We start from the raw sequence: 19,872 nt of genomic DNA on the forward strand, positions 1-19,872 counted from the left end.
TCTCCCGTACCGGCGGCTCCGACCATAGCAGCTCGAAGACGAAAATGTGTGTCGTAACTCACTGTCGCATAGGAGGTTTCGGTAAATCAATGCACCCGCGACGGCCGTCCCGGCGCACGACACGGAGAGCGCTGCGCAGGCAGCGCCCTGTCGGGGGCGAAGTGGATTCCGAGCTAGTCCGGCGTCGCGAGGACCACCTCTTGTCGCTTCACCTTTCCGGTCGCGTTGCGCGGAAGCTCGTCGATGGTGAGAGTCCATCGCGTCGGAACCTTGTACCGTGCAATACGTGCGGCTACGAATGCCTGGAGTTCCGCGACCGTGACGGCACCGGCCCGGGAAACGACCACGACCGCGCAGACCTCCTCCCCCAGGTCCGCATGCTCCGCACCCAGCACGATGCATTCGCGCACTGCCGGGTGCTCGATCAGCACGTCCTCGACCTCGGCCGGGTAGACGTTCTCACCACCACGGAGAATGAGATCGGATCGGCGGCTGCTGATTCGGAGATATCCGTCCGTCATGGTTCCCAGGTCACCGGTCCGCATCCAACCGGCGTCGTCGATCGTCGCGGCGGTTGCTTCGGGGTTGTTCCAGTATCCGAGCATGACCAGCGGGCCGCGCACGTAGATCTCGCCCTCGACACCGTCCGGCACCGGCCGACCGTCCTCGTCCCTGATCTCGACACGCATGGTCGGCACCGCGGTACCGACGGTGTCCGGGCGCTCCGCCAACTCTGCGGCCGTGGCAAGGGTTGCGGCCGAGGACGACTCGGTGAGGCCGTACGTGGTTCCGAGGGACCGTCCGGCTACCGGCAACGTCTGCCGGAGTCGCTCCTTGAGCGCTGTGGACGACGGCGCCGAACCGACCGAGATCGTCTGCAACGACGACAGGTCGTAGGCGGACAGGTCGCCGTGTTCGACGAGCCGACTCACCATCGTGGGTACCGCGCCCCAGTTGGTGAGCCGCTCGCTCTCGATCAGGCGGAGCACGCGGTCGATGTCGAATCGCCCGGTGGTGATCACCGCGGTGTCACCGAACGCGAGCCGGGGCACCGCGAGATTGTGCAGGGCTGCGATGTGGAAGAGCGGCGTGGCCAGCAGGAACCGACGACCGCTCGGTGCCCGGCCGAACTCGGCTGCCAGGGCGTCGTTGAACCGGTGGAAGTCCACCGCCGCCACCATGTTCCGTTGCGAATGCGTGGCGCCTTTGGGTCGTCCCGTGGTGCCGCTGGTGAAGAGGACGACCGCCGGGTCGTCCTCGCCCACATTCGGCGCCGGAAGGTCGGCGCCGGGACTCGACGTGCAGAGGGCGGGGATGTCCACCTCGGTGGAGAGGACCGGGACGTCCACCGTCCCGAGCAGCTCCCGCCTGGGTGCGTCCGCCACGATCAGGGCGGGCTCGGAGAGTTCCACGCCGTAGGCGACCTCGCGGGCCGACCACATCGAGTTCATCCCGACCGTGACGGCTCCGAGTGCCGTGGCGGCCCAGAAGGTCATGATCCACTCGGCGTTGTTGGCCGACAGGATCGCGACCCGGTCCCCCTCGGCAATGCCGTACCGCGCCCGCAGTTCGGATGCCAGTGACGCCACCCGGTCGAGGTGTTCGGTGAAGGTCAGCCGGAGGTCGTCGCACACCAGGTATTCGGCGTCGCCGTACCTCGCGGAGTCGACCAGCAGGCGGTGCAGGGACGGGTATCTGTTGCGGAACACCGGCATCACCGTTCCGTGGACCGGCTCCTCGACGATCTCGAACGGGGCACCCGGCGCGGTCAGTCGAGCAATGGCTTCCGCGCGTGTGTCGGGCACACGACGAAGGTCGGACATCACTACACCTTTCCGAGGGAGGGATCGATCGAGGCCGCGCGCCCCGATCAACGAACGGTCAATTGACCACCGTCGACGTTCCAGGACTGGCCGCTCACCCAGGCGGCCTGGTCACTGGCCAGAAACACTGCAGCCCACGCTATTTCTCGAGGATTACCGGCGCGCTGCAGCGGGATGTTGGCCTCCACGTACCGCTGCCAGACGTCGGCGGGCCAGTCGTCGAGGCGGCTGGTGGAGGTGACCCCCGGGCACAGCGCGTTCACCCGGATCCCGGACGGCCCGAGCTCCTTGGCCATCGACGACGTCAACGACTGCACCGCCGCCTTCGATGCGGCGTAGGCCGCGGTGTTCGCTCCGCCGAGCTTTCCGCCGATCGACGAGATGTTGACGATGCATCCGCCCGCACCGTGCGCCTGCATCGCGCGTGCGAAGGCGCGGCTCATCAGGAAGGTGCCGCGCAGATTCACGCGCAGCACCCGGTCCCAGACGTCGACGTCGAGTTCGGTGACGGGCACGCGATCGCCCGCGCGCGCCGCCGCGGCGTTGTTGACGAGGACGTCCACGCCCCCGAACTCCGCCTGGACCTGTGTGAGCAGGGAGTTCACCGAGTCCTCGTCGGCGACGTCCGCGACGACGGCGCTCGCCTTCCGGCCCAGCGCCCGGATCTCGTCGGCGACCGATTCGATGTCGCGCCAGCCGGCGGCCTTCTCCTCGTCGGTGTAGCGGTCCGGTGTGCGTCCCGTGCCGGTGACGACGACGTCGCACCCGGCACGCGCGAGCTCCACCGCGATCTCCCGGCCGATCGAACGCATCCGACCGGCACCCGTCACCACGGCGACCTTGCCGTCGAAACCCGTGAGCTGCGCGGTCATCGGATGCGCTCGACGATCGCCCCGGTCGCCATGGCGCCACCGGCACAGACCGCGACCAGCGCACGCTCGCCGTCGCGGCGTTCGAGTTCGTCGATCACCGTGCCGATCAGCCGGACCCCGGACGATCCGACCGGGTGTCCGAGCGCGATGGCGCCACCGTTCACGTTGAGCCGGTCCTCGTCCACTCCGTGCACCCGGGCCATGGACATCGGCACGGCCGCGAACGCCTCGTTGACCTCGAACAGATCGATGTCCGCGACCGACAGGCCCGTCCGCTCGAGCAGGTATTCGGTGGCCTGCACCGGACCGTCGAGCAGGAAATGCGTCTCCGCACCGATCAGGCACTGCGCGACGATCCGGGCACGCGGGCGCAGACCGAGGTCGCGGGCCCGTGCCTCGTCCATGAGCACCGCCGCGGCGGCGCCGTCCGAGATCTGCGACGACGTGCCCGCGGTGTGCAGACCGCCCTCGAGGATCGGCTTCAGGTTCGCGAGCGCCTCCATCGACGTCTCCCGCAGCCCCTGATCACGCGACACCACGGTCGGAGCAGCGCCGTCGGCGCCGGGCGCCTTCACCGGGACGATCGCCCGGTCGAAGCGGCCGTCCGCCCACGCCTGCGCCGCACGCTGCTGCGACCGCAGACCGAACGCATCGAGATCCTCGCGGCTGAATCCGCGCCGGCGCGCGATCCGGTCGGCACCCTCGAACTGGGCCGGAATGTCGACGCTCCAGCCCGCCGGCTTGGGGCTGCCGACATCGCCCTTGATGTTCGACAACAACGGAACCCGGGACATCGCCTCGACACCGCACGCCAGCCCGGCGTCGATGACACCGGCCGCGATCTGCGCCGCGATCAGCTGCACCGACTGCTGACCCGAACCGCACTGGGCGTCGATGGTCGTCACACCGGTCCGTTCCGGCAGGCCGGCATGCAGCCACGCGTTACGGCTGACGTTCGAGGCCTGCTCCCCGGCCTGGGTGACGCAGCCACCGATCACCTGCTCGACGATCGCCGGATCGAGGTTCAGGCGCTCGAGAATCCCGGCCTGGACGGCACCCAGCAGTTCCGCAGCGTGCAGTCCGGACAGCCAGCCACCACGCCGACCGATCGGAGACCTCGCGACATCCACGATCACCGGGTTACCCATAGCAGTCCTCCTCGAACAGACAGATGTGTGGAACGCAATTCTTGATACCGAGGAAAACGACGCTTGTGTGATGGGAGTCTCACTGGGCGGTAATCGGCGTCGTCGAAATCTCGTTCCGGTCGACGACGGTCCGCTGGTCGATCCCGAACGTCTTCACGGGGCCTCGCCCGTCCGGAGGGTGGCGACGTGCGCGGCGATCTTGCGTGCGGCCGCGGCCCAGCACCGGTCGAGCACGTCGTCGGTGATGCCCGCGGCGTGCGGCGTCACCACCACGCCGGGTGCGGTCCAGAGCGGGTGCTCGACGGGAAGCGGTTCGGGATCGGTGACGTCGAGGATCGCATGCACCCGCCCGCACTGCCCGAGAAGGGCTTCCGTGTCCACGAGTTCTCCCCGTCCGGCATTGATCAGCACCGCACCGTCCTTCATCGTCGCGAGGAACCCCGCATCCGCGAGGTGCACCGTCGAATCGTCGAGCGGCAGAGCCAGGATCACGACGTCCCGGTCACCGAGCACGGCCCGGCCCTGCGCGAAGTCCACAACGCCCGTTCGCGCCGTCCGTCCGACGAGGGTGACCGTACAGCCGAACGGTTCGAGCCGTCGACGAAGGTTCTCACCGATGTCGCCCGCACCGAACACGAGTACGCCTCTACCGGAAAGAGTTCCGGTGCGGTGGGCCTCCCATCGTCGATTCTCCTGCTTGATCCGGTACCCCGCGAGATCACGGACGTGCGCGAGGAGCTGCGCGACCACCCACTCGGCCACCGCCCCACCGTGCGCTCGATCCGCATTCGATACGACGACGCCCTCGGGCACGACGTTCGTCCAGCGCTCGACACCCGCACTGAACAGCTGCACCGTGCGCAGTCGCGGCAGCTGCACGAACAGGGGGCCCGACTCGGCCGGATCGAGGCGATGCGCGACGAGGACCTCGGCGTCCTCCGCGCCATCCGGGAGTTGTGCGCCTTCCGGGTCGTACACGACGACACGCACGTGCGGTATCCCCGCGAGGGCGGACACCCCGCGCTCGTCGGGGACGAGGACCACCGTCGGCGTCATCGGTCGGCGTCGTCGTCGTCGACATGCCGGGCCGCCACCCAACCGAGGATGTCGGCGGGCCAGATCGGGCGGGAGTGTCGACGATAGTGGTCCCACGTCGCCTCGAGTACCTCGGATTCGGTACAGCCGCCCAGTAGTTCGGCCCAGTAGTACTCGTCGAGCCGCTCGCCGGGCGGTCGCCGTTCGATCCCGGAGATGATCCGGATGACCTCGCGGCACGTGAAGATGTCCGCGGCGCGTTCCGTGGGGGCGGGACGGGCCACTGCCGGGCCCGGTCCCGCCCCCACGGGTGTCGATTCCACGGTCATCGCGGACGGGACAGGATCTTCTGCGCGAGAGGCGGTTCGGCGCGCAACGCCGCGCGCACCGCCGCTTCCCAGAAGCCGTGGTAGCCGTTGCCGTCGTTCTTCAGCTGCCGGTCGAGCCACCAGTCCGGGAGCGACGTCTTGTCCGGGCCTCCCGCGACGCGCACCATCCACGCGTTCTTGCACCGCTGTTCGAGCGCGACCGCACGGAGGTAGACCGCCCGCGCGGTGTCCGCGATGACGAAAACTCCGTGCCCACCCAGCAGGGCGCGATCGGCGTCCCCGATCGACCGGACCGCCTTCTCCGCGGCCTCCATGCTGTTGACGGCGCCGTCGTACTCGTCGACCAGGACCAGCTCACCCCCGCCGAGGCTCGAGCTCTGGTCGTACGCGGGCGGCACCTCCTTGATGTCGCCCCACACCGTGCCGTACTCGGAGTGGTTGTGCAGCGCCCACACCACCTCGGGGCGGGCGTTGTGCAGTGCCAGGTGCAGCGGGATGCCGAGCGGCACCGGCCAGTCACCTTCGATCAGGTTGCCCTGCAGATCGATTCGCAGAATGTCCTCGGGGCACATCTCCTCCCACGTGAGCAGCCACGGATTGCACAGCAGCGTGCCGTCGCCCAGGTTGTAGGTGATGTGGCCGGCGAGGTGGTCGCGGTAGCCCTCGTTCCAGAGGGTGCGGCCGAGCAGGACGATCTCTTCGCGCGGATCGAGTTCCGGGATCAGCCGGTCCGCGGTGGGGGTGAAACTCATCGACGGATTCCTTTCAGCCGCGGGGCAGGACGATCTCGGGCAGCGGGTGGCGGTACAGTTTCGCCGCGTTCTCGCTGCACATCATTCGCATCTCGTTCGCCGGAATGTCGCCCCAGTAGTTCTCGAGGACGCTCTGGGTGTGCGGCCAGGTGCCGTCCCCGTGCGGGTAGTCCGTCTCGAGCATGATGTTCTCGACCCCGATGACGTGGCGCAACGCGATGGTGGACGGGTCGTCGAGGGTGCAGAACCAGAAGTTGCGGCGCAGGATGTCCGCGGGGCGTTCCGCCCAGCCCAGGCCGTAACCGGAGCGGTCGATGATGTTGTCCAGACGGTCGATCAGCATCGGCACCCAGCCGATGCCGCCCTCGCTCATCGCGATCTTCAGCGTCGGATGTTCCTTGGGGTAGCCCGACCACAGCCACTCGCTGCACGCGGCGAGCGAGAGCTGACCGAACATCGTGGCACCCAACTGGAGTCCCGGCGCGCCCTGCGGGTACTGGTACATGCCGGAACTGCCGACGTGCAGCGAGATCACGGTGTCGGTGTCGACGCACGCCTGGATGATCGGATCCCAGTGGTCGCGGTCCCACAGCGAGGGCAGCCCGATCGCGTGCGGCCGCTCGGGGAACGTCACCGAGGTGAAGCCGCGCGCGGCGTTGCGCTCGATCTCCTTGACCGCCTCGACCGGATCGGTCAGGTAGGTGATGCCGCCGGGGATCACCCGTGTCGGGTACTCGAGGTACCACTCGTTGTAGAGCCAGTCGTTCCACGCGCGCACCGCCGCGATGCCGACCTCCTTGTCGGACGCGTGCGCGAACACGCGGCCGCAGAACCCGGTGATCTGCGACGGGAAGTTGAGCATGGCCCAGATACCGCCGAGGTCCATGTCCTTGACGCGGGCGTGGATGTCGTAGCAGCCCGGTCGCATCTGGTCGAAGCGGAACGGCTCGTACTTCACGGACTCCTTGCGCCGTCCCGCAACGGCATTCATGCCGACCTGGGAGTAGATGTTGCCGTCGAACTCCCACACCTGGGCGCCGTTCTCGTCCTCGAGGATCTTCGGGCCGCGGTCCTTCAACGAGGCGGGCATCCACGTCTCGAACAGGTGCGCCGGCTCGACCACGTGGTCGTCGACGGAGATGACCGTGTACTTGACCTCGGCCGGTTCGGGTTCGGGGTTGAACAGTTCGGGATCGAGTTCCTGATTGACAGCCGTCACGGCGGGCTCCTCCAGAGATCACGTACAGCCGGCTTCCTGAGCGGGCCTTGCACGATTGAGTATCACTATGTGATAGTGAGTATCACTTGCAGATACACAGTAGGAGTGATTCAGATCTCGGTCAAGACTTTGGGCACCCTCGCGCGCGGCCTTCGCGTGATCGAGGCGATCGCCGCACACCAACCGATCGGGCTGACCGATCTCTCGCGCCTGCTGGGCGAGGACAAGAGCGCCCTGCAGCGCACCCTCGCGACCCTGCACGACGCGGGATGGATTCGCCCCCTACCTGATTCGCCGCCGAGATGGCAGGTGTCCGTCAAACCCCTGGTCGTCGCCGGGTACGCATTGACATCCTCGCCGCTGCCGGCCCGCGCGCGGCCGCTGCTGGGTTCGCTGCGGGACGCCACCGGCGAGACGGCACACCTCGCGCTCGTCGACGACTCGACCATCGCCGTGGTGGACGTCGCGGAGGGCAAGCAGATCGTGCGCACCACACTCCAGGTCGGACAGGTCCACCCGCCCGAGACCAGCGCGGCCGGACGCGCCATCTGCGCGCAACTGACACCCGACGCTCGCGGCGCCTTCGCGCCCGAGCCGGACGCACTGCTTCCCGACTCCGAGTACGCCGAGATCCGCCGTCGCGGCTGGTCACTGTGCGAGGGCGCCGTGCAACCCGGATCGACGAGCATCGCCGCCGCGATCCCGGACGCGGACGGGACTCCGGTCGCCGCCGTGGTCGTGAGCGGCCCGGACACTCGACTGACCCCGGACCGATACGCCCGGATCGGAGCGCTGGTGCGGGACGCGGCGACCGAACTGGGAGGCCTTCGTCTGCGCTGAGAACCTTCGGCCGGAGCCGGCTTCCCCATTGCCATTGTGACAACGGTCATTGTATGGTCCAGTTAACAGTAACCAGTAGTCACATACAGATGGCTCGCCGCTACAGCGGCCGTGGCAGAACGAGGGGTAGTCATGACCACTGCAACTCCGTCGACTCGCACAGCTCCGCCGGTGTCCGATCGCGAGGAGACCGCGCGGCGGCTCCTGGCGTCGTCCGCGCGCAAGTCGTACGACCCGATGGTCGAGGTCGACTGGTCCGCGCCGCTGCCGGACGACAAGTTCGGTCTCACTCCCGAGTGGAGCACGCTGTACGGCACCGCCCTGTGGGACGAGATGAGCGACGAGCAGAAGATCGAGCTCACCAAACACGAGGCCGCGAGTGTGTCGAGCGTCGGCCTGTGGTTCGAGATCCTGCTCATGCAGATGCTGCTGCGCGACGTGTACGACCGCGACAAGCATTCGCGGCACGTCCAGTTCGCGCTCACCGAGGTGGCCGACGAGTGCCGGCACTCGGTGATGTTCGCCCGCGCCGGCGAAAAGTTCGGGATGCCCGACTACGGTCCGATCCCGTTCATCCACAAGGCCGGACGCCTGTGGGGCGGCATGTTCAAGGGCGCCAACGCCTACGCGAGCGTGATGGCTGCCGAGGAGATCCTCGACATGATGCAGCGCGACTTCATGAAGGACGAGCGCGTCCAGCCGATCACCCGCACCGTCAGCAAGATCCACGTCCTCGAGGAGGCCCGGCACATCCGGTTCGCCCGTGAGGAGGTGGGACGCCGCCTGCAGGGCGCGAGCCGCACGCGGCGGGCGTTCGAGCGGATCAGCACCGCGACCGTCGTCTACTTCGTCATGAAGTCCATGATCAACCCCGACGTCTACACCAACGCCGGCCTCGACAAGGACCGCGCACTCGAGGTGGCCCGCACCAACAAGCACCACCACGACAAGATCCGCACCTCCGGCGCCAAGCTGATGAACTTCCTCGACAGCGTCGGCCTCGTCGGCGGACCGTCGAAGGTGCTGTACAAGAAGGTCCACCTGCTCTGACGGCAGGATCACGGCGCGACGTGCGCGGTGCACGAGGTGGGGAGGCCTCGAGTACCGCGCACGTCGCGTTTCTTCGTGAGGGTTTTCTCCGTGGAGGCTCAGCCCCAGCGCGACTGGCCGCCGTCGAGCGGGATGGTGGCACCGGTGAGGTAACCGGCGTCGTCGCTCACGAGGAACACGACGGCACGGCCGATGTCGGTTTCGGCGTCACCGATGCGGCGCAGCGGAATACCGGCCTTGAATTCTTCGGCCTCCTCCGGGAAACGATTGATCCAGCCTTCGAGGGCCGGCGACATCGCGTGCGGCGCAATAGAGTTGACACGGATACCGTCGATGCCCCATTCGCAGGCGGCGGCACGCGTGAGCGAGCGCATGCCTTCCTTGACGGATCCGTACACGCCGTAGTTGCTGGCATCCCAGCGCACGGCCGCGGACGTCACCAGGTTGATGATCGATCCACCGCCCCGCTCCTTCATCGACGGATGACACGCGCGCATGAGACGCAGCGTGGCCAACGGGCCGGTCGCGAACGACCGCTCGAAGTCCTCGTCCTTGACCGCGAGCAGCGGCGACGGGCCACCGTCGTTGGCGTTGTTGACCAGGATGTCGATGCCACCGAAGTGGGCGACGGCCTGATCGACGGCACTGTCGATGGCGTCGGCACTGGTGACGTCGCATGTGATGGCGAGCGCCTTCCCACCGAGCGCCTCGACCTGCTCGACCGTCGTGACGAGCTTGGACGCGGTCCGTCCGAGAGCCGCGATCGCGACACCTTCCTTGGCGAGTGCGAGTGCGATGCCCTGACCGATGCCCTGACCGGCACCCGTGATCAGCGCAACCTTGCCGTCCAGCTTGCCCATGTGAACCCACTCTCGAGATCTCGTGAACTGGGAAGATCTGGAAGTACAGATCTCCAATCGACTATTCTCGACCAAGCATTTGCTTGTGGCGAGTGTTTTCGCAAGATTGGCGTCGGAAAGTTTTCCGAACACGGACGATCCTCGTGGCGCGGGGGTTGCATCACGACAGAAAGGCAGTTCGCATGAGCTACCCCAACCCGATCGACTTCACCGGTCGCGCGGTCATCGTCACCGGCGGCACCAAGGGCATCGGCTACGTCATCGCCGAACACTTCCTGCAGGCCGGGGCCGACGTGCTGGTGTGTGCCCGCAACGAGCCCGAGAACCTGCCCACCGTCGACGGCCGCACCGCCGCCTTCCGCGCCGTCGACGTCCGCAACCCCGACGACGCCACCGCCCTCGTCCAAGATGCCGTCGACCGCTTCGGTCGCCTCGACGTACTGGTCAACAACGCCGGCGGCTCGCCCGACGTCGACGCCGCGACCGTGTCGCCGCGGTTCACCGAGCGGATCGTCGCCCTCAACCTGCTGGCCCCCGCCTACATGGCGCAGGCCGCGAATCTGGTGATGCGCGAACAGGAGACCGGCGGCGCGATCGTCAACATCGGCAGCGTCTCGGCACACCAGCCGCAGCCCGGCACCGCCGCCTACACCGCCGCGAAGGCCGGCCTGCTCGCCCTCACCAAGGCCCTCGCCCTCGAGTGGGCACCGAAGGTTCGCGTCAACCACATCACCACCGGCCTGATCCGCACCGAAGCCGCGGCCGCCGTATACGGCGAGGACGGCGGCGCTGCCGTCACCCGCACCCTCCCGATGGAGCGCATGGCCGTGCCCGCGGACATCGCGAAGGCCTGCCTGTTCCTGTCCAGCGACCTGTCGTCGTACGTCAACGGCGCCGACGTCGCCGTCCACGGCGGCGGTGAATACCCGGCCCGCTACATGGCGACGCATCCGGAACTCTGATCCGGCCGACCCGGCCTTCCAGCCGAATGTCACACGCGTTCAGTTGAACTGAACGCGTGTGACATTCGGTCTCGTGGGGCTACTTCCGGATCCATGCGTTCTGCAGCAGCAGAATCCCGTCGAGACTCGGGTTCACCCCGTAGACGGACTCGTCCCATCCGATGAACGCTTCGGTGGCACCGAGATTCACGAACGGAACCTGCTCGTTGACGAGGGTCTGCAGCGTCCCGAACGCCTGCACCTTGTCCTCGTGCGTCGGCGCCGACTGGATCGCATCCAATGCGGCGTCGAACTCCGGCGAATCGACACCGCTGATGTTGTTCGTCGACTTGCTGTCCACTGCACTGTAGAGGCGGATCTCCGGAGCTGCGTCGAACAAACTTGTTGCGCCGTAACCCAGGTCGAAGTCCTTGTCGACATACAGGCGTTTGACCATGTCGGTGACGCTGGGCACGTAGTCGATGGTCACGTCGAATCCGACGGCGTTGAGCTGCGCCTGGATGGCGAGCGCGTTCGCCTGCGAGTTGGGCTCGGCGATCGACAGGTACGTGGCCTTGCCGTCGAATCCGTCGGCCTTCGCCTCGTCGAGCAGCCGACGGGCCTTCTCGGGATCCGGTTCGATACCTGGGACGTCGCCCCGCCACTGTGACCATTCCTGGAAGATCACCGACCCGGGCATGCCCTCGCCCCCGCGCGCCCGCTGGTCGACCACCGCCGGGTCGACGGCGTAGGCGATCGCCTGACGCACCCGGACGTCCGAGCCTGCATGGCCTGCCCGCTGATTGATCTGCAGTACCTGACCCATCCCGACAGGGTCCACGTATCCGGCAAACCGCTCCTTGGCCACGTTCACGGTGTCCGAGTTCCGGAGGAAGATCATGTCCACGCCACCGGATACGAGCGTATCGATCTTCGGCTGGTCACCCTGGACGTTGACGATTCTGACGGCGTCCAGATTCGGCCGGCCGTCCCAGTAGTCTTCGCGCGCAACGAGTTCGATCGACTCGGGCGGGTCGAACGTGCCCAGTGTGAACGGCCCGGCGCCGATCGGGGTGAACTGACCGTCCGGCCCCTCAGCGGCCGGCGCGGTCACCATGCCGTGCCCGAACGTGAACATCGCAGGAAACGCACTCCACGGGCTGGTCATCGTGAACGTCACGGTGTCCGGTGCCACGGCGTCGGTCTTCGCGACCGCCGCGACGTACAACTGCGCGTAGGCGCTGTTGTTACGGTTCACCCGGTCGATGCTCGCCACCACTGCATTCGCGTCGAGCGGTGTTCCGTCACTGAAGGTGACACCGTCGCGCAGCTTCATGGTCCAGGTGAGCCGGTCGTCGCTCTCGTCCATCGACTGCGCCAGGTGCGGCACGAACTCGTTCGTCGCCGAGTCGTGCCGGATCAGCAGGTCGTAGATGGCCGCCATCTCGGTGCCACCGGTCGTGCCGGCAACCTGAGTTCGCGCTGGATCCAGACTGGTCGGCATCGAGTACGCCGCATACGTCAGCGTTCCACCGGTCTGGACGGGGCCTCCGTCGCCCTGCTCTCCCACGATGCGGGCGGCACCCGACCGCTCGCCGCCACCGCCCGCGGTGTCGGCGCTGCCGGAAGCGCATCCCGCCACCAGTGCCGCGGCGGCACACGTGGCGAACACAGTCGCGCCGAGCCTGTGCCCGAATGTACGTCTCATTACTCGTCAGCCCTCCGTGAGTACATCGAACCCGCCATGGATCTCCCCTGCAGCTGAGCTTCGCCGGGCCCGGCTGGTGGGGCGTCGAATCGCACCGCCCCACGAGGGTGCCTCATCGTACTGTCACGAACAGTGCTGGCGCCCAGTGAATTAAGAAATTCTGTCAAATGTTCGACTCACACCCCCGGAGTGCCGACAGAAGCGCAACACCCGACCCGAACGTGATGCCCGTCACGATTCGATGCGGTAGTCTTCTCGCAATTCACCCAAATCCGAAAACTTGCCCGGCCCCGCCTCGGCGGACAGCCACCCCCGAACCGCGGATCCCCACAGCCACAAGGAGCAGATGTTGACGAAGGGTACGACCTCGTCGCCCGGCAGCGCGTTCGACGAATCGATCGTCATCGACGGATGCTCGGTGTCCGCCACCGCCTGGCACGAGCGCATCGAACACTCCGGGGCGACCGCACTGCAGACGGTCGTGACGTGGCCGCGGGACGATCTGAACCAGACGCTGAGCCGAATCCAACAGCATCGCAACATGATCCGAAAAGAGAAGCGGTTCGACCTGATCCTCACCGTCGACGACATCCACCGCTGCAAGACCGAAGGACGGGTCGGCCTCGTCCTGGGCGCACAGAGCACCGACATGCTCGGCCGGGACGACTCCCTCGTGGAGGTGCTGCACGATGCCGGCCTGCGGGTGATGCAACTCGCCTACAACGAACGCAACGCGGTCGCCGACGGAAGCCTCGAGTCGTCGAACGCCGGGCTGTCTCATTTCGGCCGAGACGTGGTCCGCGCCATGAACGAGACCGGAATGTTGATCGACCTCGTGGACACCGGTGTCGAATCCAGCCTCGAGGCAATCGAGTTGTCGACCAAACCCTGTGTCTTCTCCCGTCTCAATCCCCGCACCACCGCACTCGAACAGCAGCGGAACCTGACGGACGAGCAGATCACGGCTTGCGCCGCGAAGGGTGGGGTGATCGGACTGATCCCCTACAGCCCGCTGTGCGCGACCACCCCGGGGGAACGCCCGAGCATCGACGACTACATCCGGCACATCGACTACGTCGTCGATCTCGTGGGCATCGACCACGTCGCGATCGGCACCGACTCGGAGGCCACGCCGGGGAGCGTGTCACCGGACCTGGCGATGCTCATGGGCCGGATCGGGAGCATGGCGCACGGCGCGGACAACAGCATCGGCGAGATCGCCGTCGGCATGGGGCTACGCAAGCCCCGCACCACCCCACTCACCTACTTCGAGATGGCCGAAGCCCTGCAGAACGGCAACTGGGGTGCAACCGGATTCGAGAACGTTGCGAAACTGCCGAACCTGGCCGCCACCCTGACGAACGCCGGATGGTCCGACGCCGACCTCCGCAAACTGCTGGGCGGCAACCTGCTCCGGGTCTACGCGGCCAACTGGTCCTGAACCTCCCCCGCCTCCGGAAAAGCCGAAAGCCGAATGCCACACACGTTCAGTTGGACTGAACGCGTGTGACATTCGGCCACAGCGTGGAGAGGGTTACTTCTTCGCGAACACCGCGTGGGCGCCGGAGATGACGGCCTTGCCGTCGCGGACGAGTTCGAAGTCCACGCCGTCGGCGTCGCCCCACGCGCGCACCTGAGCGGTGTCGCCGGGGAACATGGGGGCGGCGAAGCGGCCCTGCAGTTCGAGCAGGTCCGCCGGATGCACGCCGAGCTCGCGAGCGAGCGGCAGCGTGGACGCGGCGAGCGTGCACAGGCCGTGCATGATCGGGCGGGGCTGCCCGATGACCGCGGCGGCCGCCGGATCGATGTGGATGTGGTGCATGTCGCCGAGCAGACGGTAGAGGGCCGTCTGGTTGGCGGCAGTGACCAGATCCGCCGTCACGTTCGGTTCGCCTTCGGGGCCGGCCGGCTTGGACGGTCCGCGTTCGCCGCCGAATCCGCCTGCGCCCGGGGCGAACAGGGACCAGGTCGCGACGAAGTACTCGCACTCGACCTTGACCTCGAACACCGCGGCGGCGCCCTTGTCCCACACCTCGCCGACGCTGGCCTTCAGCTCCACCGAACCGCTACGGGGCAGCGGGGCGAGGACCTTCAGTTCCTGCGAGCCGTGCAGCGCGGTCTTGGTGTCGAACGCGCCGCGCGTGCCGAGCTCGTCGGGTGCCCACTGGGCCAGGGTGAGGGCGAACGTCGGGAGTACCCGCAGCTGCTCCTCGAACACCAGGTCCAGTTCGGTGGCCTGGGCGCCCACGGCGAGGGCGTAGATGATCGCGTCCCGCTCGGTGTAGGAGACGGTACGGGTACCGAGGTCGACTCCGCGCCAGTCGCCGGCCGACTTCTGCTCCACTGCAGTCATTCTCGTGTCCTTCCGGAAGGTCAGAGGCCGAGGAGCAGACCGGACGTGGGAACCGCGGTTCCCGCCGTCACGATCATGTTCTCGACGTCCTCGGGCTGGTTGGTGGACGTACCGCGCAGAACACGGACGGCCTCGGCTATGCCGTTGACGCCGTGCAGGTACGCCTCGCCGATCTGGCCGCCGTGGGTGTTCGACGGCAGCCGGCCGCCGATCTCCAGGTTGCCCTCGCGGATGAAGTCCTTGGCCTCGCCGACGCCACAGAAGCCGAGCTCCTCGAGCTGCGGCAGCACCAGCGGCGTGAAGTGGTCGTAGAGGACCGCGGCCTGGATGTCGTCCGGGGTGAGCCCGGACTGTGCGTACAGCTGGCGTCCGACCAGTCCCATCTCCGGGATGCCGGTGATGTCGGGGCGGTAGTAACTGGTCATCATGTGCTGGTCCTTGCCGGAACCCTGCGCTGCACCCTTGATGACGACGGGCGTGTTCTTCAGGGTCTTGGCGCGTTCCGCGGAGACGATGACGAGGGCCTGGCCGCCGTCGGTCTCCTGGCAGCAGTCCAGCAGGTGCAGCGGTTCGGCGATCCAGCGCGAGTTCTGGTGGTCCTCGAGCGTGATCGGCTTGCCGTAGAACCATGCGTTCGGGTTGTTCGCGGCGTGCTTGCGGGCGACGACGGCGACACGGCCGAAGTCCTCGCTGGTGGCGCCGTACTGGTGCATGTAGCGGCGCGCGAACATCGCGACCCACTGCGCGGGCGTGGACAGGCCCTGCGGCGTCATCCACGCGTACGCGGCACGGTCGGCGGTGGAGTCCATCGGACGGTCGTGCTGGCCGAGACCGTAACGGACACCGGAGCGTTCGTTGAACGCGCGGTACACGACGACGACGTCGGCGACCCCGGTCGCGACGGCCATCGCGGCCTGCTGGACGGTGCCGCAGGCCGCGCCGCCGCCGTAGTGGACGCGCGAGAAGAACTTGAGCTCACCGAGGCCGCAGTTGCGGGCGACGATGACCTCACCGTTGGTCTCGGCGGTGTAGGTGGACAGGCCGTCGACCTCGGACGGGTCGATGCCGGCGTCCGCGAGGGCCGCGACGATCGCCTCGCACGCGAGCTGGAGTTCGCTGCGGCCCGAGTTCTTGGAGAACTCGGTGGAGCCGATACCGACGATGGCGGCGGCACCGGAGAGCGGGCTGACTGCCATCAGGCGTCCTTCCCTTCACTCGAGGGGTACGCATCCGGGAAAGACACCGTGACGGTTCCGGCGAGGTGGTTGCCGAGGCTGTTGGCTCCGACGATCTTCACCTCGACGACACCGTTCTCCTTGGCGACGACCTCACCGGTCATCGTCATGGTGTCGCCCGGGTAGTTGGGGGCGCCGAGCCGGATCTTGACGCGGCGCACCGTCGCGAACGGGCCCGCCCAGTCGGTCACGAACCGCCCCGCCAGGCCGTTGCTGGTGAGAATGTTCATGAACACGTCCTTGCTGCCGCGCTGCTGCGCCAGCTCGGGATCGTGGTGCACGTCCTGGAAGTCGCGGGTGGCCAGGGCCGTCGCGACGATCAGGGTGCGGGTCAAAGGAATCGCGAGCTCGGGCAGCTGTTCGCCGACGGTGATGTCGTCGTAGCTTCGGCCGGTGAGTGCGGTGGTCACGCGACCACCTCGACACCGGCGGCGAGCTGCGCGCCCAGACGGGCCAGGTCGGAGGCCGACCCGCCGAGAGTGGCGCCGATCTGCTTGCCCCACAGCAGGTGCCGGTGCACCGGGTAGTCGGTGTCGACACCCATGCCACCGTGGACGTGCGTGGTGCGGTGCACGATGCGCTGACCGCCGTCGGTGGCCCACCACTTGGCGACGAGCACCGAGGTGCCCGGGTCGATGCCGTCGACGAGGTTCTGCGTGGCCTGCCACAGCGTCACACTCATCGCCTGCAGGTCGATGTAGCAGTCGGCCAGCTGGTGGTTGACGGCCTGGAAGGTCGCGAGCGGGCGCCCGAACTGGTGGCGCCCGTTGAGATAGTCGACGGCCTGCGACACGGCGCCGGCGCCGACACCGAGCTGGATCGCGGCGAGCGCCAGCTCTACCCGGTCCAGCAGCCACTGCGCGGCGGTGCCGTCGGCCGGGCCGAGCAGTTCGGCGGGAGCGTTGTCGAGAGTGACGTTGCCGCAGATCTCCCAGTTGGTGGACTGCGTCTGCTCCACGGTGACACCCGCGCCCGCGAGGTCGACGACGAACAGCGCGGCACCGGTCGCGGTGGTCGCCGAGACGATCGCGCGGTCGGCGACGTGGGTGATCGGGACGACGGCCTTGGCACCGGTGAGGGTCCAGGCACCGCCGGTCTCGGCGGCGGTGGTCGCCGGAGTCCCGTCCGTGTACGGGCCGAACTCCTCGAGCCCGACGGTGAGGAACGTGCGGCCCTCGGCGACACCGGGCACCAGTGCCGCGGCCTGCTCGTCGGTGCCGAATTCGGCGACTGCGAGCGCGGCGAGCGTGGACTGCCAGATCGGCACGGGCGCCACGTGCCGGCCCTGCTGTTCGAGCAGCACGTACAACTCGGCCAGGCCCAGGCCGCCGCCACCGAGGTTCTCGGGCAGCGCGATACCGAGCAGGCCGGTGTTCGCGAGCTCACGCCACAGGTCGCGGTCGATGCGCTCGTCGCTCAGCTCGACCGCCTTGACGCGGTCGATGTCGGCCTTGCTGGTGAAGACCTCGTCGGCGAGGGTACGAATCGCCTCTTGCTCTTCGCTGAAGTTGAAGTCCATCAGGAGTCCTCCCGTGCAGCCGGCCGGAACGCGGGCAGCGTCAGATCCGGGTCGGCGTCGATCCAGTCCAGTTCCACCGGCATGCCGATCTCGACCTGCTCCGGCGTGATGCCGGTCATGTTCGCGATCAGGCGGGTGCCTTCCTCGAGTTCGATGGTCGCCACGATGAGCGGGTACTCGAAGCCGGGGATCTTCGGGTGGTGGTTGACGACGAAGCTGTAGACGGTGCCGCGGCCCGAGGCGTCGACGGTGTCCCAGTCGAGCGACCGGCACTCACCGCACATGGGGCCGGTGGGGTGCCGCAGCACGCCGCAGTTCGTGCAGCGCTGGATCACCAGACGGTGCTCCTTGGCGGCCTCGAACCAGAAGGCGTTGTCGGGGTTGAGGGCCGGGCGCGGCCGCAGGCCGACATCCGCCTTCTTCGGCTTCGGCGCGAACCGCAGGGTGCGCCACCGCTGCGTCGCGACGGTCTCGTCGTCGCCGTTGCGGTAGGTCTTGAGGGTGGTGACGAAGTGCCCGGTACCCAGGCCGGTCGTCTTCTCCTCGGAGATCGCCTCGATCGTCTCGGTGACCGAAACCCGGTCCCCGGCACGCAGTTCGGCGAAGAACTCGAAGTCCGAGTCGGTCGCGACGACGGACGTGAACCCGGCCTCGTCGAACGTGGCGATCATGTCGGTCCACACCTGCGACGGATCGTTGTTCGCCATCTTGTCGGTGAACGTGCGCATGATCCACACCTGCGCCATGAGCGCGGGCGCCACCGCGCCGTCCCGCCCGGTGGCTCTGGCAGCCTCGTCGTCGAGGTAGATCGGGTTGGTGTCCCCCATCGTCTCGACCCAGTGCCGGATCATCGGGGTGTTGACCTCGTCCGGACCCCAGGTCTTCGGGGTCAGGACCTGACCCTCGAATTCTTTGATCTTGGTAGCGAATTCGCTCACTTGACCCTCTTCTCCCGCACCAGACCCAGGCCCATCGTGCCGACCATGTCGCGCAGGACCTCGTTGACGCCGCCGCCGAACGTGTTGACCATGCCCTGACGGGAGATCTGCTCGACCTGACCGGCCAGCAGCGCGCCCGGCGACTCGGGCCGGATGCGGCCGGCCGCACCGAGGATCGCGAGCAGCGTGCGGTAGACGTCGATGTGGGTCTCGGTGCCGTACGCCTTGGTGGCGCCGGCGTCCGCACCGGACAGCGTGTCCGCGGCGACCGCGGCGGTCATCTTCCAGTTGAGCAGGCGCATCGCCTCGAGCTTCGCGTGCGTACGCGCGAACTCCTGCTGCACCCACGGGATCTCGATGGCGCCGTTCTCCCTGGCCCACTCGAGAACCTGGTGCCACAGGCCGTAGGTGCGGCCACCGATCGCGGCCAGGCCGATGCGCTCGTGGTTGAGCTGCGCGGCGATCAGCTGCCAGCCGCCGTTGACCTCGCCGATGACGTCCGATTCCGGGACCCGGATGCCGCTGTAGTACGTCGAGGTCACCATGAGGCCACCGACGGTGGGGATCGGCGACCACGAGAAGCCGGGGTCGTCGGTGGGGACGACCAGGATCGAGATGCCCTTGTGCTTGGGGGCCTCGGGATCGGTACGAGCGGCCAGCCACACGTAGTCGGCGGTGTTCGCGCCCGACGTGAAGATCTTGGCGCCGTCGACCACGAAATGGTCGCCGTCACGGACCGCGCGGGTCTTGAGGGATGCGAGGTCGGTGCCGGCCTCGGGCTCGGTGTAGCCGATCGCGAAGACGATGTCACCGGAGAGGATGCCCGGCAGGAACCGGTCCTTCATCTCCTGCGTGCCGTACTTCATCAGCGTCGGGCCGACGGTGTTGACCGTGACGAACGGGAACGGCAGGCCGGCCCGCTGCACCTCGTCGAAGAACACGAACTGCTCCTCGATGGAACGGCCCTGTCCGCCATACTCCTTCGGCCAGCCGATACCCAGCCAGCCGTCCTTGCCGAGCAGCTTGACGACCTCGCGGAAGTACTCGCCGCCGACACCTTCCTCACCGGCCTTGCGACGCTTCTCCTCCGGCAACAGCTGCGCGAAGTACGCCCGCAGCTCCTGACGGAGCGCGAGCTGTTCGGGGGATTCCCTCAAATCCATCGTTAACTCTCCCTGACGACAAACGACTGACAAAAGACTGACAATCGACACCACTGTCCGAGCGGACGACACCGGCCGTCCACCTAT

Annotated in this window: 20 protein-coding genes; 4 read left to right on the forward strand and 16 right to left on the reverse strand. The window is 67.6% G+C overall.

Annotation, left to right across the window (positions count from 1 at the left end):
* Positions 1-173: 173 nt before the first annotated feature.
* The 7 genes from casG to Q5696_RS19795 form a co-directional block, all read right to left on the reverse strand.
* A complete protein-coding gene (gene casG, locus Q5696_RS19765) occupies positions 174-1,823 on the reverse strand; it encodes a steroid-24-oyl-CoA synthetase (RefSeq protein ID WP_305092947.1) in 1,650 nt (549 codons plus the stop codon).
* A gap of 47 nt (positions 1,824-1,870) precedes the next feature.
* Positions 1,871-2,695 (reverse strand): SDR family NAD(P)-dependent oxidoreductase, encoded by an 825-nt coding sequence (locus tag Q5696_RS19770; protein ID WP_305092948.1) that lies wholly within the window; start codon positions 2,693-2,695, stop codon positions 1,871-1,873.
* The gene (locus Q5696_RS19775; protein ID WP_305092949.1) at positions 2,692-3,843 is read right to left on the reverse strand and encodes a steroid 3-ketoacyl-CoA thiolase; all 1,152 of its coding nucleotides are present in this window, start codon (positions 3,841-3,843) and stop codon (positions 2,692-2,694) included. The genes Q5696_RS19770 and Q5696_RS19775 overlap by 4 nt, the downstream gene beginning before the upstream one ends.
* 153 nt (positions 3,844-3,996) lie before the next feature.
* A complete protein-coding gene (locus tag Q5696_RS19780) occupies positions 3,997-4,899 on the reverse strand; it encodes an NAD(P)-dependent oxidoreductase (RefSeq protein ID WP_305092950.1) in 903 nt (300 codons plus the stop codon).
* Positions 4,896-5,207 carry a galactose-1-phosphate uridylyltransferase gene (locus Q5696_RS19785; RefSeq protein WP_305092951.1) on the reverse strand — a complete coding sequence of 104 codons (312 nt, stop codon included), beginning with the start codon at positions 5,205-5,207 and terminating at the stop codon, positions 4,896-4,898. The genes Q5696_RS19780 and Q5696_RS19785 overlap by 4 nt, the downstream gene beginning before the upstream one ends.
* Complete coding sequence (locus tag Q5696_RS19790; RefSeq protein ID WP_305092952.1) at positions 5,204-5,959, reverse strand: class II aldolase/adducin family protein; 756 nt, start codon at positions 5,957-5,959, stop codon at positions 5,204-5,206. Before Q5696_RS19790 ends, Q5696_RS19785 begins: the two co-directional genes overlap by 4 nt.
* Positions 5,960-5,972: 13 nt before the next feature.
* The gene (locus Q5696_RS19795) at positions 5,973-7,178 is read right to left on the reverse strand and encodes an amidohydrolase family protein (protein ID WP_305092953.1); all 1,206 of its coding nucleotides are present in this window, start codon (positions 7,176-7,178) and stop codon (positions 5,973-5,975) included.
* 105 nt (positions 7,179-7,283) lie between these two features.
* Here Q5696_RS19795 and Q5696_RS19800 point away from each other — a divergent pair, with 105 nt between their 5' ends.
* Positions 7,284-8,018 carry an IclR family transcriptional regulator gene (locus Q5696_RS19800; protein ID WP_305092954.1) on the forward strand — a complete coding sequence of 245 codons (735 nt, stop codon included), beginning with the start codon at positions 7,284-7,286 and terminating at the stop codon, positions 8,016-8,018.
* Positions 8,019-8,150: 132 nt separating this feature from the next.
* Complete coding sequence (locus Q5696_RS19805) at positions 8,151-9,068, forward strand: AurF N-oxygenase family protein (protein ID WP_305092955.1); 918 nt, start codon at positions 8,151-8,153, stop codon at positions 9,066-9,068.
* A gap of 98 nt (positions 9,069-9,166) precedes the next feature.
* Here the strand turns inward: Q5696_RS19805 and Q5696_RS19810 are convergent, their stop codons facing one another.
* Positions 9,167-9,928, reverse strand: coding sequence for an SDR family NAD(P)-dependent oxidoreductase (locus Q5696_RS19810; RefSeq protein WP_305092956.1), 762 nt, complete (start codon positions 9,926-9,928; stop codon positions 9,167-9,169).
* A 182-nt stretch (positions 9,929-10,110) separates the two neighbouring features.
* On the opposite strand from Q5696_RS19810, the gene Q5696_RS19815 reads away from it, so the two are divergent.
* Positions 10,111-10,890 carry an SDR family oxidoreductase gene (locus Q5696_RS19815; protein WP_305092957.1) on the forward strand — a complete coding sequence of 260 codons (780 nt, stop codon included), beginning with the start codon at positions 10,111-10,113 and terminating at the stop codon, positions 10,888-10,890.
* A gap of 79 nt (positions 10,891-10,969) precedes the next feature.
* Here Q5696_RS19815 and Q5696_RS19820 read toward each other — a convergent pair whose 3' ends face one another.
* Together Q5696_RS19820 and Q5696_RS19825 are read right to left on the reverse strand one after the other, a co-directional pair.
* A complete protein-coding gene (locus tag Q5696_RS19820; protein ID WP_305092958.1) occupies positions 10,970-12,577 on the reverse strand; it encodes an ABC transporter substrate-binding protein in 1,608 nt (535 codons plus the stop codon).
* Positions 12,578-12,808: 231 nt separating this feature from the next.
* Positions 12,809-12,982 carry a hypothetical protein gene (locus Q5696_RS19825; RefSeq protein WP_305092959.1) on the reverse strand — a complete coding sequence of 58 codons (174 nt, stop codon included), beginning with the start codon at positions 12,980-12,982 and terminating at the stop codon, positions 12,809-12,811.
* Between the two features lie 13 nt (positions 12,983-12,995).
* Here Q5696_RS19825 and Q5696_RS19830 point away from each other — a divergent pair, with 13 nt between their 5' ends.
* Positions 12,996-14,018, forward strand: coding sequence for a dipeptidase (locus tag Q5696_RS19830; protein ID WP_305092960.1), 1,023 nt, complete (start codon positions 12,996-12,998; stop codon positions 14,016-14,018).
* A 93-nt stretch (positions 14,019-14,111) separates the two neighbouring features.
* On the opposite strand, the gene Q5696_RS19835 is transcribed toward Q5696_RS19830, so the two are convergent.
* The 6 genes from Q5696_RS19835 to Q5696_RS19860 are packed head-to-tail and all read right to left on the reverse strand — an operon-like array spanning position 14,112 to position 19,785.
* Entirely contained in the window at positions 14,112-14,930 is an 819-nt protein-coding gene (locus Q5696_RS19835) for a MaoC/PaaZ C-terminal domain-containing protein (RefSeq protein ID WP_305092961.1), read from the reverse strand.
* Between the two features lie 20 nt (positions 14,931-14,950).
* Entirely contained in the window at positions 14,951-16,126 is a 1,176-nt protein-coding gene (locus Q5696_RS19840; protein ID WP_305092962.1) for a lipid-transfer protein, read from the reverse strand.
* Positions 16,126-16,575 carry a MaoC family dehydratase gene (locus Q5696_RS19845; RefSeq protein WP_305092963.1) on the reverse strand — a complete coding sequence of 150 codons (450 nt, stop codon included), beginning with the start codon at positions 16,573-16,575 and terminating at the stop codon, positions 16,126-16,128. The genes Q5696_RS19840 and Q5696_RS19845 overlap by 1 nt, the downstream gene beginning before the upstream one ends.
* Positions 16,572-17,684: an acyl-CoA dehydrogenase family protein gene (locus tag Q5696_RS19850; protein ID WP_305092964.1), complete on the reverse strand. Its 1,113-nt coding sequence runs from the start codon at positions 17,682-17,684 to the stop codon at positions 16,572-16,574. Before Q5696_RS19850 ends, Q5696_RS19845 begins: the two co-directional genes overlap by 4 nt.
* Positions 17,684-18,622, reverse strand: coding sequence for a bifunctional MaoC family dehydratase N-terminal/OB-fold nucleic acid binding domain-containing protein (locus Q5696_RS19855; RefSeq protein WP_305092965.1), 939 nt, complete (start codon positions 18,620-18,622; stop codon positions 17,684-17,686). The genes Q5696_RS19850 and Q5696_RS19855 overlap by 1 nt, the downstream gene beginning before the upstream one ends.
* The gene (locus Q5696_RS19860; RefSeq protein ID WP_305092966.1) at positions 18,619-19,785 is read right to left on the reverse strand and encodes an acyl-CoA dehydrogenase family protein; all 1,167 of its coding nucleotides are present in this window, start codon (positions 19,783-19,785) and stop codon (positions 18,619-18,621) included. Before Q5696_RS19860 ends, Q5696_RS19855 begins: the two co-directional genes overlap by 4 nt.
* Positions 19,786-19,872 lie beyond the last annotated feature (87 nt).

This window comes from Prescottella sp. R16 (assembly GCF_030656875.1).
Classification (GTDB): Bacteria; Actinomycetota; Actinomycetes; order Mycobacteriales; family Mycobacteriaceae; genus Prescottella.

What these genes read in the sequence shown, in the direction of transcription:
- Q5696_RS19805 (WP_305092955.1), top strand. Translation starts at nt 8,151, where the DNA reads ATGACCACTGCAACTCCGTCGACTCGCACAGCTCCGCCGGTGTCCGAT.
- Q5696_RS19840 (WP_305092962.1), bottom strand. Translation starts at nt 16,126, where the DNA reads ATGGCAGTCAGCCCGCTCTCCGGTGCCGCCGCCATCGTCGGTATCGGC.
- casG (WP_305092947.1), bottom strand. Translation starts at nt 1,823, where the DNA reads ATGTCCGACCTTCGTCGTGTGCCCGACACACGCGCGGAAGCCATTGCT.
- Q5696_RS19790 (WP_305092952.1), bottom strand. Translation starts at nt 5,959, where the DNA reads ATGAGTTTCACCCCCACCGCGGACCGGCTGATCCCGGAACTCGATCCG.
- Q5696_RS19770 (WP_305092948.1), bottom strand. Translation starts at nt 2,695, where the DNA reads ATGACCGCGCAGCTCACGGGTTTCGACGGCAAGGTCGCCGTGGTGACG.
- Q5696_RS19780 (WP_305092950.1), bottom strand. Translation starts at nt 4,899, where the DNA reads ATGACGCCGACGGTGGTCCTCGTCCCCGACGAGCGCGGGGTGTCCGCC.
- Q5696_RS19825 (WP_305092959.1), bottom strand. Translation starts at nt 12,982, where the DNA reads ATGACGATCGATTCGTCGAACGCGCTGCCGGGCGACGAGGTCGTACCC.
- Q5696_RS19775 (WP_305092949.1), bottom strand. Translation starts at nt 3,843, where the DNA reads ATGGGTAACCCGGTGATCGTGGATGTCGCGAGGTCTCCGATCGGTCGG.
- Q5696_RS19835 (WP_305092961.1), bottom strand. Translation starts at nt 14,930, where the DNA reads ATGACTGCAGTGGAGCAGAAGTCGGCCGGCGACTGGCGCGGAGTCGAC.
- Q5696_RS19860 (WP_305092966.1), bottom strand. Translation starts at nt 19,785, where the DNA reads ATGGATTTGAGGGAATCCCCCGAACAGCTCGCGCTCCGTCAGGAGCTG.
- Q5696_RS19820 (WP_305092958.1), bottom strand. Translation starts at nt 12,577, where the DNA reads ATGAGACGTACATTCGGGCACAGGCTCGGCGCGACTGTGTTCGCCACG.
- Q5696_RS19810 (WP_305092956.1), bottom strand. Translation starts at nt 9,928, where the DNA reads ATGGGCAAGCTGGACGGCAAGGTTGCGCTGATCACGGGTGCCGGTCAG.
- Q5696_RS19850 (WP_305092964.1), bottom strand. Translation starts at nt 17,684, where the DNA reads ATGGACTTCAACTTCAGCGAAGAGCAAGAGGCGATTCGTACCCTCGCC.
- Q5696_RS19785 (WP_305092951.1), bottom strand. Translation starts at nt 5,207, where the DNA reads ATGACCGTGGAATCGACACCCGTGGGGGCGGGACCGGGCCCGGCAGTG.
- Q5696_RS19815 (WP_305092957.1), top strand. Translation starts at nt 10,111, where the DNA reads ATGAGCTACCCCAACCCGATCGACTTCACCGGTCGCGCGGTCATCGTC.